Raw genomic sequence first — 13,817 nt, 5'->3', positions numbered from 1 at the left:
GTTTCCATAAATACCAGCTATACATACATAAAAAGAACATCCATAGATTTGATTTACACAAATCTATGGATGTTCCCGGTTACATAAACTATCCATTAACTTCTTTTTTAATAATCACTTTATGATACTGCATGCTTTCTTTCAAATTTATTGGCACAGTTCTGACTGCAAAAATAATATGTCTTGCCATTTATCTCTCTCGATATAGCATCTATCTTTGATACATTCATACCACACACAGGGTCCTGTGCAGTATCTATACTCATATTCGTTGTGTTCTCAATATATCCTGCACTGTGTTCTTCATGATCTTTATGATTCATATGGTAAGTGTACCCACCTCCGCAGCAGCCACCTCTATAATTTCCGCCATGAGAATCGTCGTGCCCACTGTGACTTGAATGTCCACCTCCACAACATCCTCCTCCTCGAAACATCATGTATGCCATTAATCCAAAAAATAAAATATACCACCAGTTTTCTGCTAAGAATTTCAACATACACACCTCTCTTTAATATTAAAATCATATTTAAATTTTTTTATTATCTACATGGTATTTTTATGGGATGATTTTATTGTATTTTCTTCTTTATTCTCATTTATCACTGAAGAACTGTCTTCGATATGCTTGTTATGAGAATGTTCTCCTCTCATAGCTTTAAGCATCATTGGAATCATAAAAATCATCATTATAGGACAAATAAATGGGGCAATACTTAATATAGTTGTTTTAAGTGCTATATTCAATTTTAAAAAAGGAAGAGCTGCAACTATCAATATTGGAACAGCACAACAAATAACCATATGAAGCATATGCTTTAGGGAACTATGAGATTTATGATTACCATTTTTGTTATCATGACAATCCATAATATTACCTCCTGATTTGTTTAATTTTTATTATTTACATATAGTATAGAATAAAGTTATGTAGATAAAATGAAGAAATTAAAATTGCATAATGATTAATTTAAGCACAATTATCATATTAAATTCATATATTAACCATGTAGGTTAAATTAATTTTTAAAGGAGATTTCGAATGCAACAATTATCACCTATGTGTTTACCAGACTGTCCAGGAAATTTTTGCTTTATGCCACGTACACCACATATGCCTAATATGTCTGATATGCATCATATGCCTAATATGCATCATGAAGATTTAATAGCTACCATACAAGATTGTGAGGCTATTTGTGAGCATATGATTACTCACTTAATGACAACATCTGATATCCAGTCAAGAAGAAGACAGATACAACTATTACATGATTGTGCAGATATCTGTACTTTAACTGCTAAATATATAGCACGCCGTAGTCCATTTGCTAAATCCACGGCTAATTTATGTGCATCTATTTGTGAAGCCTGTGGTGCTGAATGTGCAAAATTCCCAGATCCTGAATCACAAAATTGTAGCCAAATCTGTCTAAATTGTGCAAGAGAATGTAGATCTTTTGCAATGATGTAAGTATATAATATAAGCCTGCACTTCATAGCGAAGTTTGCAGGCTTATATTATTCATGAATTCATTCATTTCATTAAAGTCTCTATTTTCCATAGCTTTTGCTGCATCGTTAAAACCATTTTGTCACATAAGGTTTATCATATCATTTACCAACAATCATTCCAATAGTCACCATCACTCTAAAAATATAAATAGTAAAGTTTCCTATTCTAAATAATTCAACCATATTAGGTTCTTTTCTTCTTTCTCAAAATACATATTTAAAAAACTATTTAGTCTCTTTTTTATATAATAACTTAATTTTATGAATATTTTATGTAAATCATAGTGTTTTAGAAAATTTGTTTTTATATAATGAAGATCTTGAAGAATTGTGATAAATAGTATAAACTCCATAATTCCTTCATAATTAACTTTTATAATAATACCATAGAAAAAATTAATAAAAAAATTCAAGGAGATGATTTTAATGAAAAAGAAATTAATAGTTTTAATGACTACAGCAATACTTGTTACAGGAGGAGTATATGTTGCTTATGCACAGGAAAAAGGTGATGTAAACTTTAATAAATTATCAGCCATAGATTCTACTGCAGCAACTACATCTATAGATACTAAGATAACAACACCAAGTACATCAACAGACACAGATAATAAAACAACATTGAATTCTCAAACATCTACAACATCTAATGTAAATAAAAACGCTTATAATAATATGATAAAGATTATGGAGGATAATGGTTTTACCGACGCAGCAAAAGCTATGGAAAATAGAGATTTTAATTCTATGAATAAATTTATGAGTAGTTTAAGTGATGAGGATTATAATAAAATGATAGATATAATGAAAAATAACGGGTATACTGCTATGGCTAATATGATGCAGTCTATCAGCAGACAAGATATGATAAACATGCACCAATCAATGATGGGTGGAAATTATAGATAATTTACTATATTGGCTTAAATCTACCTAAAAACCAGTTAGTTATAGTATTACTAACTGGTTTTTTAAATTTTTACATATTAGCCATTCTTCTACATTCATCTGCACACATGCGACATACATCTGCACATTTTTGACAATGCTCATCTTTGAACATACTGCATTCTTTTGCACATGCATCACAAATAGTAGCACACATCTTGCAATGTTCTTTTGCAAACTGTCCATTCATAGACATAAGGCCTGAGGACATTTCACACATTTTTGCACATTCAATAAGAATTTTCACACAACTTCTTCTTGCATTTAAATCTGGTTCATTAATGCATGCTTCAAAACATTCATAACATGCCTGTGCACATTTGTTACATGCATCGATACATGTTTGATAATTATTTGTTACCATAGTTACTATTCCCATTTCTATCACTCCTTTTTAATATTTTGCACATGATATATTCTACGTAAAAGACTTCTGGATTATACCCGATTTGATAGACACATAGGAAAGTATGTATAATAAGTACATAGAAAAGGATGTGTTGAATAGATGGGAAACAGAAGAGAATTTTCAGTAGAATATAAAAAAGAAATAATTAAACTAGTTACAGAGCAAGGTAAGAAAGTAACTCATGTAGCTAAAGATATAGGTGTTAGTGAAGCTACAGTTAGAAGATGGGTAAAAGAACATGGAACTCATGGAGAAGATGTGTAATGTACTAGACATTAAAAGGGGCTCTTACTATGCTTAGTTAAAAAGGCCAGAGGCTGAAAGAAAAAAGAAGATTCTATACTTACTATAGAAATAAAAAGAATTCATAAAGAATCAGATGGTACCTATGGATTTCGTAGAGTTACAGCTCAACTAAAGAAAGAAGGCATAGCCTGTGGAAAGAATAAGTTTCTAGATTGATGAATGAAAATAAGATTTTCAGTAAACTTAAAAGAAAATATAAAGCAACTACTTACTCAGATCATAATTTCAATGTAGCTCCTAACTTGTTAAAACAAGATTTTACAGTTGATAAACCAAATAAGGTTTATGTAGGAGATATAACATACATAGGAACCGATGAAGGATGGCTCTATCTAGCCACTATCGTGGATTTATTTAATAGAGAAGTAGTTGGATGGTCTATGGATATTACTATGACCAAAAAATTAGTTATAGATGCATTTAATGCTGCTATGGATAAAGAAAAGCCCAAAGAAGGATTAATAGTTCACTCTGATAGAGGGGTACAATATGCTTCATATGATTATCAAAACTTACTAAAAAATAATGGATTTATTCAAAGTATGAGTGCTAAAGGCTGCTGTTATGATAATGCATGTGCTGAATCATTCTTCTCATCCTGAAAAAAGAATAAGCTATATGGACGTAAATTTAAGACTAGAGCTGAAGCTAGAACAGCAGTGGTTGAATATATAGAATTATTTTATAATTCAAGAAGGCTACATTCAACATTACAATATAAATCACCTAGAGAATACAAAAGGGATTACTACCTAAAGTTAAAGACTGCCTGCTAATTTTAGGAAAATCTTTTTAGAATAGGGTGTTTATACAAATTTGCTTACTAATATTTGAATTATTTTAAATATTATACATAGAAAATGTGTAATATGGAATACTCAAGAAATTTAAAGAAAATCGTACATTCTATATGTCTATTTTACTCAGAACACTCCATTTCATATTGCTCTCAATACTATATACATAATTAAAGATAAAACCCTGTTTAGTTAAGTAAAATTTATAACTAAATAGGGTTTTTGACTTTTTAATTTTATTCGCTGACCTTGTCTAATTTAATAGTATATATTTTTGTTAAGCTAGACAATGTATATGTTTCATCTTGCCCATCCAAAACATAAGAAGGTGTAGTACTGTTATCTAAATATATTTCAACATGAACATACTTTTGTTTTAAATCTGATATTTTTGTATCTCCTAATGCTGCTGTTCCTAGATAATCCTGTTTAATAGTTAGTAATTTACCAACATTAATTGCACCTTTTGAACTATCAGTATCATAGTTGTATACTTCTAAAGCGTTAGTTTTATTGTTTGGATCTGTTATTTTAATAGATGTTACTATTTTCCCATTAACTTTTATAGGATTATTAAAATAGTTGCATTTAAGAGGATCTACAGTCATATCTATAAACGAATGTATAGCCGCTGAGAGTTCATCGTAGTTTTTGCTAAATAAATATGTTACTAATCCATTATAATCTTTCTTCTCAGTTAACCTACATAAATCATCATGCTTCGCATATACAACCTGGCTTGCGTCCTCATTCATAATACACGAACTATCGATGGCATTTACAACCTGACTCATGTCCTTATTTTCAGTATCTAATTTAGGTTCTATAAGTTTTATTAGAGTTTGTACTATAGAATTATTAGCATCTTTTTTATAAATATAATTATTGTATAATTCTCTAACAGTCATGTTATCTATTTGTTCAGCTGTAAATCTAGTTGATTCATAGGCGAAAGCTGCTGCTGTAGTTCCATTATTAGACTTAGGTGTAACTGTCAGCTTGTAATAATAAGTACTATTATTTTCCTCATTATCATTTGAACTTCCACTGCTGCTTGTATTTCCGCTAGTGATATCACTCATTTGGTCTAAGTTTTTCTGTTCTATCTTTGCTATTATAGAACTATTCTCTGATTTTATACTATTTTTGTTTACAGCTTCAATTTTTCCTGTAACAGATATATTTTTTTCTATATTTAATATAGATGTTGCATTTTTAATTTGGATATTCTTTATAGTTCCGTTACCTTCAAGTTTTATTCTTGAAGACTTTGCATTTTCTGAAACTACAAGGCCTGCTAATTTAGTGTTTGAAGTAGTCTTTATATCAACATTTCCTTCTATAACTACTGCTTTATCAAAGTTTCCTCTAAATTCTACAGTCTTTTCTACTGCAGTTTGTGGTAATCTAACAGTACCAAAGGAACCAGAAGTTGCTTCAAGTATTGCTTGTGAGCTTACTACAGTATTTATTATAGATGTAGTTCCTTTACTTGTTATTCTTACATTGTCACTACTTAAAACAGTTAACTTATCTATCTTTACATTTTTAAGATGTATACTATCTTGTGCTCCAGATAAAACTACTATATTTTTAGCAGTTACCGTATCAAGATTTGATACTCCGTTAACACCTGGGTTTACATAGATAGTTCCATCTACTGTTATATTTGAAACTGATGCATTGTTTTCACTTAGATAAAGGTCCCCCTTTATATTTCCTTTAAGTGTTACGTTGTCGGCTGTAACATCTGCATTACCATTTATAACATCACTATAAGTTTTTCCTGATTCATTTAGGAAACTTGCACTTACCTTTAATCCTGCTACAACTGCATCTGGTACATTTGCAACTCCACCAAGTACAGTAACTGTACTACTTGGGAAAAGGTGAGTTCTAGTTAATGTTTGAGTAGTATTATTTAATACTTTATTTATAATTATAACTGGACTTACATTTTTAGATGCTATAGCTGCACCCGAAAGAGCATCTGCAAATTCGTTTCCGTTAGGGCCATCACCTAGTGCTACATATGCATTTTTGAAATCAAAATCTGCTGAGAAAGCATTAATTACAGCTGCGTTTGTTTCGTACCTATCTGCTCCTCCAAATCTTTGTGCGTTTGGAACTACATTCATTACAACATCACTTACTGATGCATATCCACCAATAACATAAGTAGTTGTTATTCCTGAATTTGCTTTTATGTAATCTGCTGTTGCTTTTGATAATGTTTTACTTTCTGTTAAAAGCACTGGAATTCCTTCTAATGCTGCTATTGGAGCTGCTGATAAAGCATCTGCATAGCCTTCTCCAGAAGCTAGAACTATCCTACTTGGTGTACCAAGTTTTTCAGCTATTTTTACAGCTGTTTCGTATCTATCTTGTCCCCATAGTCTTTGTATGTTTGATGTTACTTGGGATTTTATTGTATCTTCTACTGCTTGAGAAACAACTCCTTGTCCCCCAATTATGTATACCTGTTTAACATTTAATCTTTTTAACTCAGCCAGTGTACTTGCACTTAAAGAGCCTTTTTGTGTTAAAAGTATAGGAGCATTATTTACCTTAGCTAATGGTGCTGCAGAAAGAGCATCTGCAAATCCTTCTCCACTTGCTACTACTGCGTAGTCTGATCCACTTGTCCATCCTGCTTGTGATACTTTTACTGCTGTTTCATATCTGTCTGCACCCCATAGTCTAGGACTTTCAGGTGGTGTTACTGCAGCAGCTTTTACATTTAAAGATACTGCTGAGCTTGTTATTAATAGCGATGCAATTGTACTTGTTGATAAAACTCTTTTAGCCTTTGTTTTCATTGTAACTCCTCCATTATTAATTAATAATATAATTGATATATATCACTTACAAGTTTTTGCGTAAGTTCTAGTATAAACATATTTTCACCCTCACATATAAAAAATCAAACATTTAAGTTATTCATCTTTAATATCTAATTTCATTGAAACATGCTATTTTTTAGTTAATCATTCTAATGCTTCATAACTTACTTTATTTTTTATAATATCAAACTTTTATGAAGATAATATGGAGAAAATTAGATTCATAATAATAGCTTCCATTTATGATAGGTGGTATGTCAAAGAAAAGCAATATATCACATAAAATATAATTAATTCTAATTACGAAGTAAAAATTCATCAAAATTTATTGGATTTTTATTTTATTAAAATAAGCACAATTATCATATTAAATTCATATATTGACCATGTAGGTTAAATTAATTTTTAAAGGAGACTTCGAATGCAAGAATTATCACCTATGTGTGTACCAAACTGTCCAGGAAATTTTTGCTTTATGCCACGTGCACCTCATATGCCTAATATGCCTAATATGCATCATATGCCTAATATGCATCATATGCCTAATATGGAACATGAAGATTTAATAACTACCATACAAGATTGTGAGGCTATTTGTGAGCATATGATTACTCACTTAATGACAACATCTGATATCCAGTCAAGAAGAAGACAGATACAACTATTACATGATTGTGCAGATATCTGTACTTTAACTGCTAAATATATAGCACGCCGTAGTCCATTTGCTAAATCCACGGCTAATTTATGTGCATCTATTTGTGAAGCCTGTGGTGCTGAATGTGCAAAATTCCCAGATCCTGAATCACAAAATTGTAGCCAAATCTGTCTAAATTGTGCAAGAGAATGTAGATCTTTTGCAATGATGTAAGTATATAATATAAGCCTGCACTTCATAGCGAAGTTTGCAGGCTTATATTGTTCATAACATATTATATTATCTTCCCATCATAGTTTGATGCATGTTTATCATATCTTCTCTGCTAACAGACTCCATCATTTTTGCCATTGAAGCATATCCTTTATTTTTCATTATATCAATCATCTTATTATAATCTTCATCTGTTAAATTATTCATAAACTTATTCATAGCATCAAAGTCTCTATTTTCCATTGCTTTTGCTGCATCACTAAAACCATTTTCTTTCATAAGATCTATCATATTATTGTAATTACTTGTAGTTTGATAACTTACTTGAGCTTCCTTATTAGAATTCATATTATCTTTTCCTTGTGCATAAGCTACTGAAATTCCTCCTATAGCTAGTATTGCTGTTGTCATAAGAACCATTACTTTCTTTTTCATATAAAATCTCTCCTTTTGATTTTTTATTTTCTCTTCTCTATGCTTTTATTATAAAGCCTAATTGTGGAGGAATTATGAAGGAGAAAACTTTTATAAAATAAATCTACATACATGTACTTACTTCATTTGGAATTTTAAGTAATATTTTATCATATTATCAAATACCTGCCTTAAATATATATTGATATTAATAATCCAGTAATCACAGCTAGGTGATATTTTAATCCTACCTTGCCTATAAGCCCCATTGTTCTACCTTTAGTATAAATACTTTTATCATAAGATAAAAAATTATAAATTGACTTATAAGGAAATAATAAACTAACAGTTACTAATACAACAATGGGATAAAGACCTATTAACAGCAAGGCAAATGTCAATCCAAGCAACATTATTACATTAAAAACCCACAGTTTCTCAGCATTTTTTACTCCTATAAGTATGGGTAATGTTTTCCTACCAGCTTTTCTATCCTCTTCTATATCACTTAAGTTATTAGATAGTAATATAGTACCAATAAAAAGTGAAGTAGGAACTGCTACTAACACTGTATTTAAATTAAGTACACCAGAATGAATATAAATCACCGTTGTTGTTATACCAATACCCATAGTTATTCCAGATACAATTTCACCCATTGGCGTATATGAAATTGGCAAAGGCCCAAAAGCATACCTTGAATAAACCGAACCTAGAATTACAGGAACAATTCCTGCAACAAGAGTTTTTATATCCATAAGTTTTATTATTGTTTTAAAACTCACTTTCTCACCTCTCTCACTAGAAGAACTATATTTAGCATAATATTAATATAATAATCTTTTTTATATTCTTTAGGGGTTTAATGCTGGGTTTTATTTTATCAACACAATCACCATTATTTATCTAGTGAATGTAATAGTTATGTAAATTAATTTTGGAAGGAGACCTTTAATTGCTAAATATATAGCACGCCGTAGTCCATTTGCTAAATCAATGGCTAATTTATGTGCATCTATTTGTGAAGCCTGTGGTATTGAATGTTCAAAATTCTCAGACCCTGAATCACAAAATTGTAGCCAAATTTGTGTACATTGTGCAAGAGAATGTAGTACTTTTGCAATGATGTAAATATATAAATAAATAAAGAGGGAAATTATTAAATAAATACTCTCCCTCTTTTAACTATTAAGCTTCTTCTATGCTTAATACTTCATATCCTGCATCTTCAATGGCAAATTTTATATCTTCATCTTTAATTTCACCGTTAGCTTCAACTAACGCAGTTTTAGAAGCTAAATCAACATTAGCCCCAGTTACTCCATTAATTTCCTCTAAAGCAGTTTTAACATGATTAACACAATGTCCACAGCTCATTCCTTCAACTATTATTTTCTTTTTCACCTTTGTTTCCCCTTTCTTTTACATTTAATTATATAATACTGGTTATTTGTATAACCAGAAAATTAACGCTTTTCACTTTCACTTAATAACTTAGCTATTTTTCTACACTGTTGATCTAAATCCCTTTAATCTAAGCGCATTAAAAAGCACAGATACAGAACTTAAACTCATAGCAAGTGCTGCTATCATTGGATTTAAAAGTGGACCTCCAAAAATATATAAAATACCCATAGCAACTGGTATACCTAAAGTATTATACCCAAAAGCCCAGAACAAATTTTCCTTAATATTTGTTATAGTTTTCTTACTTAATTCTATAGCAGTAACTACGTCCACTAAATCACTTCTCATAAGCACAATGTCTGCAGATTCCATAGCTACATCTGTACCAGAACCTATGGCTATACCTACATCTGCCTGTGCTAGCGCAGGAGCATCATTTATTCCATCACCCACCATAGCAACTTTTTTATTTTCAGCTTGAAGCTTTTTAACTTCATTAGCCTTATCCTGTGGTAAAACCTCTGCAAGTACTCTATCTATGCCTACCTGTTTTGCTATAGCTTCTGCAGTTTTTTTATTGTCTCCTGTTATCATAGCAACTTCAATTCCCATAGAATGAAGCTTTTCTATAGCTTTTTTACTATTTTCTTTTACTGTATCTGCTACTGCAATTATACCGATTAGCTTATTATCAAGTGCTACATACATAGGAGTCTTACCTTCAGCAGCTAGATTATTTGATGTATCCTCTAAGTTTTCTAAGGAAATATTACTTTTAACCATAAGCTTCTTATTTCCTAGGAGCATTTTATTATTATCTATTGTAACCTCTATTCCATAACCTGAAATAGCTTTGAAGAAATCTAACTTTTTAAATTCTAATCCTCTTTCTTGCGCACCTTTTACTATTGCTTCTCCTAGTGGGTGCTCTGATGCTTTTTCTGCAGAAGCCGCTAGCTGAAGTAAGTAATTTTCGTTTATTTCTCCATTAGTTATGATATCTGTAACCTTTGGTTTTCCTTCAGTTATAGTTCCTGTTTTGTCAAATACTATAGTTTGAATTCTATGTGCAGTTTCTAGTGCAGTACCACTTTTTATAAGTACGCCATACTCAGCACCTTTTCCAGTACCCACCATTATGGCTGTAGGTGTTGCAAGTCCCAAAGCACACGGACAAGCTATTACCAGTACAGAAATGAATATAGTAATTACAAAGGCTGCTGGTTTTCCATATATAAACCAAGCAACAGATGAAATTAAAGCTAAGCTTATTACTATTGGCACAAAGTAACCAGATATAACGTCTGCAAGTTTAGCTATTGGTGCTTTAGATCCTTGTGCATCTTCAACTAATTTTATAATTTGTGCTAGTGCTGTATCCTTACCAACTCTTGTAGCTTTATATTTTATAGAACCATTTTTATTAATACTTGCACCAATAACCTTATCTCCAACAGTCTTTTCTACAGGCATACTTTCACCTGTTAACATAGATTCATCTATAGATGTTACCCCTTCAACTACTTCTCCGTCTACAGGAATTTTTTCACCTGGTTTTACTAATACTATATCACCAACTTCTACTTCATCAATAGAAATTTCTTCTTCTTTTCCTTCTCTAATTATTATGGCCGTCTTAGGAGCAAGTCCCATAAGTTTCTTTATTGCTTCTGAAGTCTTTCCTTTAGCTACTGACTCTAAATATTTACCCAAAGTTATAAGAGCAAGAATTACACCTGCAGATTCAAAATATAAATCATAACCTTTGTTCCCTAAAAGTATTTGATATACTCCAAAAACACTGTATACAAAAGCTGCAGACGCTCCTATAGCTATAAGAGAATCCATATTTGGGCTCTTTTTAAATAAAGCTTTAAAACCTATGATAAAATATTTTCTTCCCGCAACTATAATAGGAGTTGCTAATATAAGTTGTATTACTGCAAATGCTTCACCATGCATCATAGGGTCTATTGATGGTGGAAGCATATAATTTAACTTTTCTAAAACCATAGGTCCCATAGCTACTATTAGTAGTGGAACTGAAAATATGGCTGATATTATAAATCTTTTCCATAAACTTTTTATTTCTTTTTCTTTCCTTTGTTTATCCTCATCTACGGTAGTTTCTTCTTCTAAAGCCTTATATCCTGCTTTTTCTATGGCCTTTTTTATATCTGATACTTTAACTTTTGAAGGTTCAAAACTTACACTTAGATTTTCTGTTGCGAAGTTTACATTTGCTTCTGTAACTCCATCTAGTTTTTTTGCTGCTCTTTCTACAGCTTTTGCACAAGCTGCACAGGTCATTCCTTCTATCTTTAGCGTTTTCTTTGCATCTTCCGATAAAGCCTTATATCCTGCCTTTTCTATGGCAGATTGTATATCTGAAAGAGCTAATTTTGATTCATCAAAATTTATATTTAGCTTTTCAGTGGCAAAATTTACGTTGGCTTCAGAAACACCTTCCAGCTTTTTTGAAGCTCTTTCAACAGCTTTTGCACAAGCCGCACAGGTCATTCCTTCTATTTTTAAGGTTCTGCTTACCATCAAACAATCCTCCTTCACTTATTAGTTAACAATAAACTGTAAAATTAATGCTTTTTTCTTGATAATCTGTATTGTATGAGAACTCAGTAGCATTTTAGCTAATTGAGTTATATATATCTTTGACACTTAAACTAACTAATCCTTCATTAACTTTGATAACAAATCTATTATTTCATCTACCTTCTCTTCTCCACTGTTATGCATAAAGGCCTCTTTGACACAGTGATTTAAATGCTGTTTTAAAATAAGCATATTGGCTTTCTTTAGAAGGGATTGAGCTGCAATTATTTGATTTGATATGTCCATACAATAACGATCATCTTCTATCATTTTTATTATGCCTTCAATTTGCCCCTTTGACGTTTTCAGGGATTGAAGTGCTTTTTTTCTATCTTCGTTCATCCTATACCTCCTCTCCCCCCAGGGGTGATATATTCTCTTAATATTACTCCTACTTAGAAAAGATTTCAAGAGAATTTATAAATTTTTTTATAAATCTCTTGCTTTTTTCTTTATTATAATAATATCCAATTGATGTGAAGAAATTATGAAGAAATTAAATAAATGAATAGACTTAAGGAGAGCTTATAAAATTATCTCCTTAAGTTTATTTAATTTAAGTCCTATTCTTCATAATATCTTTATATCTCTACTATATACTGTTATTAAGATATAAAAATTATATAAGATCTAATATTCTTTAAAGATAAGCTATTAAAGCATATTTAAATTATATAATAGGAAGGTGATAAAATATGTTTTGTTGTAAACATTTGTAATTATTACTTTAGTAATACTAATATCACTACGGTATAACTAATATCATGGGAGGATTAAGAATGACAAATAATAAACTCAAAATATGGTTTAGGGCAATTAGACCTTTTTCTTTCACTGCTTCTATAGTTCCAGTTATAATTGGAGCAATTTTAGCATCTAAAGAAACTAAATTCCATCTAGGGTACTTTATAGTTACACTTCTAGCTACATTATTTTTACATGCCTCAACAAACCTTCTTAGTGATCATGATGATTATGTAAATAATATAGATACACGTGATTCTTATGGATCTAGTGGTGTTATTGTGGAAGAATTATTAAATGCAAAACAGATAAAGCAAGGTGGTTTAATCTTTTTAACCTTAGGATGTTTACTGGGATTATTTTTAACTTTCAAAAAAGGAGAGGTTATTTTATTTTTAGGACTAATTGGAGCCTTAGCTGCTTATTTCTACACTGGAAAACCCCTTATGTTAAAATATAGGGGACTTGGGGCACCTTTAGTATTTATGATTTATGGTCCTTTAATGGTGCTGGGTTCATTCTTTGTACAAACTCAACAAATAAGCAGTACTTCTATTTTAGTATCCATACCTATTGGACTGTTAACAACAGGAATATTACATGGAAATGATTTAAGAGATATATATCACGATAAAAAAGCTGGAATAAAAACTTTATCTATTATTGTTGGAAGATCTAATTCTGAAAAAATATATTTTAGCTTAATACTATTACCCTATGTAATAATTTTGGCGCTAATATCATTTAAACTTATTTCAATTTGGAGCTTAATTTGTCTTATAACATTACCCAGCGCTTTTAAGAATATAAGAGTTATACGTATAGCAAAAGAAAATACTTCTACTCTTGCAACCATTGATCAAGAAACTGCTAAACTTCATGCACAGTTTGGAGTAATGCTTATATTATCTCTTATTATTTCTTCCTATATAAAATAATATTGTTTTTAGCT

14 protein-coding genes and 1 pseudogene are annotated in these 13,817 nt (G+C 30.7%); 6 read left to right on the top strand and 9 right to left on the bottom strand.

The window, feature by feature from the left end; translation table 11 throughout:
* Positions 1–119: 119 nt before the first annotated feature.
* Complete coding sequence (locus tag HGI79_RS17480; protein WP_185651960.1) at positions 120–500, bottom strand: YHS domain-containing protein; 381 nt, start codon at positions 498–500, stop codon at positions 120–122.
* 47 nt (positions 501–547) lie between these two features.
* The gene (locus HGI79_RS17475; protein WP_185651959.1) at positions 548–871 is read right to left on the bottom strand and encodes a hypothetical protein; all 324 of its coding nucleotides are present in this window, start codon (positions 869–871) and stop codon (positions 548–550) included.
* 172 nt (positions 872–1,043) lie between these two features.
* On the opposite strand from HGI79_RS17475, the gene HGI79_RS17470 reads away from it, so the two are divergent.
* Positions 1,044–1,475, top strand: a complete 432-nt coding sequence (locus HGI79_RS17470) for a four-helix bundle copper-binding protein (RefSeq protein WP_207725823.1) — start codon at positions 1,044–1,046, stop codon at positions 1,473–1,475.
* A 467-nt stretch (positions 1,476–1,942) separates the two neighbouring features.
* Positions 1,943–2,425 carry a hypothetical protein gene (locus tag HGI79_RS17465; protein ID WP_185651958.1) on the top strand — a complete coding sequence of 161 codons (483 nt, stop codon included), beginning with the start codon at positions 1,943–1,945 and terminating at the stop codon, positions 2,423–2,425.
* 70 nt (positions 2,426–2,495) lie between these two features.
* Here HGI79_RS17465 and HGI79_RS17460 read toward each other — a convergent pair whose 3' ends face one another.
* Positions 2,496–2,843, bottom strand: coding sequence for a four-helix bundle copper-binding protein (locus HGI79_RS17460; protein ID WP_185651957.1), 348 nt, complete (start codon positions 2,841–2,843; stop codon positions 2,496–2,498).
* A 129-nt stretch (positions 2,844–2,972) separates the two neighbouring features.
* Between HGI79_RS17460 and HGI79_RS17455 the strand changes: the two are divergent.
* A pseudogene (locus HGI79_RS17455) lies at positions 2,973–3,955 on the top strand (IS3 family transposase).
* Positions 3,956–4,212: 257 nt separating this feature from the next.
* Here the strand turns inward: HGI79_RS17455 and HGI79_RS17450 are convergent.
* Positions 4,213–6,795 carry a cell wall-binding repeat-containing protein gene (locus tag HGI79_RS17450; protein WP_185651956.1) on the bottom strand — a complete coding sequence of 861 codons (2,583 nt, stop codon included), beginning with the start codon at positions 6,793–6,795 and terminating at the stop codon, positions 4,213–4,215.
* Between the two features lie 445 nt (positions 6,796–7,240).
* Between HGI79_RS17450 and HGI79_RS17445 the strand changes: the two genes are divergently transcribed.
* Positions 7,241–7,690, top strand: a complete 450-nt coding sequence (locus HGI79_RS17445; RefSeq protein ID WP_207725822.1) for a four-helix bundle copper-binding protein — start codon at positions 7,241–7,243, stop codon at positions 7,688–7,690.
* Between the two features lie 66 nt (positions 7,691–7,756).
* Here the strand turns inward: HGI79_RS17445 and HGI79_RS17440 are convergent, their stop codons facing one another.
* Positions 7,757–8,125: a hypothetical protein gene (locus tag HGI79_RS17440; protein ID WP_185651955.1), complete on the bottom strand. Its 369-nt coding sequence runs from the start codon at positions 8,123–8,125 to the stop codon at positions 7,757–7,759.
* A 170-nt stretch (positions 8,126–8,295) separates the two neighbouring features.
* The gene (locus HGI79_RS17435) at positions 8,296–8,889 is read right to left on the bottom strand and encodes a UbiA family prenyltransferase (RefSeq protein WP_185651954.1); all 594 of its coding nucleotides are present in this window, start codon (positions 8,887–8,889) and stop codon (positions 8,296–8,298) included.
* A gap of 211 nt (positions 8,890–9,100) precedes the next feature.
* Here HGI79_RS17435 and HGI79_RS23360 point away from each other — a divergent pair, with 211 nt between their 5' ends.
* Positions 9,101–9,235: a hypothetical protein gene (locus HGI79_RS23360; RefSeq protein WP_278046726.1), complete on the top strand. Its 135-nt coding sequence runs from the start codon at positions 9,101–9,103 to the stop codon at positions 9,233–9,235.
* Between the two features lie 57 nt (positions 9,236–9,292).
* Here the strand turns inward: HGI79_RS23360 and HGI79_RS17430 are convergent, their stop codons facing one another.
* The 3 genes from HGI79_RS17430 to HGI79_RS17420 form a co-directional block, all read right to left on the bottom strand.
* Complete coding sequence (locus tag HGI79_RS17430; protein WP_185651953.1) at positions 9,293–9,508, bottom strand: cation transporter; 216 nt, start codon at positions 9,506–9,508, stop codon at positions 9,293–9,295.
* A 102-nt stretch (positions 9,509–9,610) separates the two neighbouring features.
* Entirely contained in the window at positions 9,611–12,061 is a 2,451-nt protein-coding gene (locus HGI79_RS17425) for a heavy metal translocating P-type ATPase (protein ID WP_185651952.1), read from the bottom strand.
* A gap of 135 nt (positions 12,062–12,196) precedes the next feature.
* A complete protein-coding gene (locus tag HGI79_RS17420; protein WP_185651951.1) occupies positions 12,197–12,463 on the bottom strand; it encodes a metal-sensing transcriptional repressor in 267 nt (88 codons plus the stop codon).
* Positions 12,464–12,900: 437 nt separating this feature from the next.
* Between HGI79_RS17420 and menA the strand changes: the two genes are divergently transcribed.
* The gene (menA, locus tag HGI79_RS17415; RefSeq protein ID WP_185651950.1) at positions 12,901–13,803 is read left to right on the top strand and encodes a 1,4-dihydroxy-2-naphthoate octaprenyltransferase; all 903 of its coding nucleotides are present in this window, start codon (positions 12,901–12,903) and stop codon (positions 13,801–13,803) included.
* Positions 13,804–13,817: the final 14 nt, after the last annotated feature.

It is taken from the genome of Clostridium sp. DJ247, from assembly GCF_014231265.1.
The sequence above is the reverse complement of the archived record's forward strand: the minus strand, read 5'-3'. Positions and strand labels throughout refer to the sequence as shown.

Bases quoted from the DNA above. Each gene is read 5' to 3' on its own strand.
- HGI79_RS17465 (WP_185651958.1), top strand. From the start codon at position 1,943: ATGAAAAAGAAATTAATAGTTTTAATGACTACAGCAATACTTGTTACA.
- HGI79_RS17425 (WP_185651952.1), bottom strand. From the start codon at position 12,061: ATGGTAAGCAGAACCTTAAAAATAGAAGGAATGACCTGTGCGGCTTGT.
- HGI79_RS17450 (WP_185651956.1), bottom strand. From the start codon at position 6,795: ATGAAAACAAAGGCTAAAAGAGTTTTATCAACAAGTACAATTGCATCG.
- HGI79_RS17480 (WP_185651960.1), bottom strand. From the start codon at position 500: ATGTTGAAATTCTTAGCAGAAAACTGGTGGTATATTTTATTTTTTGGA.
- HGI79_RS17440 (WP_185651955.1), bottom strand. From the start codon at position 8,125: ATGAAAAAGAAAGTAATGGTTCTTATGACAACAGCAATACTAGCTATA.
- HGI79_RS17460 (WP_185651957.1), bottom strand. From the start codon at position 2,843: ATGGGAATAGTAACTATGGTAACAAATAATTATCAAACATGTATCGAT.
- HGI79_RS23360 (WP_278046726.1), top strand. From the start codon at position 9,101: ATGGCTAATTTATGTGCATCTATTTGTGAAGCCTGTGGTATTGAATGT.
- HGI79_RS17420 (WP_185651951.1), bottom strand. From the start codon at position 12,463: ATGAACGAAGATAGAAAAAAAGCACTTCAATCCCTGAAAACGTCAAAG.
- HGI79_RS17470 (WP_207725823.1), top strand. From the start codon at position 1,044: ATGCAACAATTATCACCTATGTGTTTACCAGACTGTCCAGGAAATTTT.
- HGI79_RS17475 (WP_185651959.1), bottom strand. From the start codon at position 871: ATGGATTGTCATGATAACAAAAATGGTAATCATAAATCTCATAGTTCC.
- menA (WP_185651950.1), top strand. From the start codon at position 12,901: ATGACAAATAATAAACTCAAAATATGGTTTAGGGCAATTAGACCTTTT.
- HGI79_RS17445 (WP_207725822.1), top strand. From the start codon at position 7,241: ATGCAAGAATTATCACCTATGTGTGTACCAAACTGTCCAGGAAATTTT.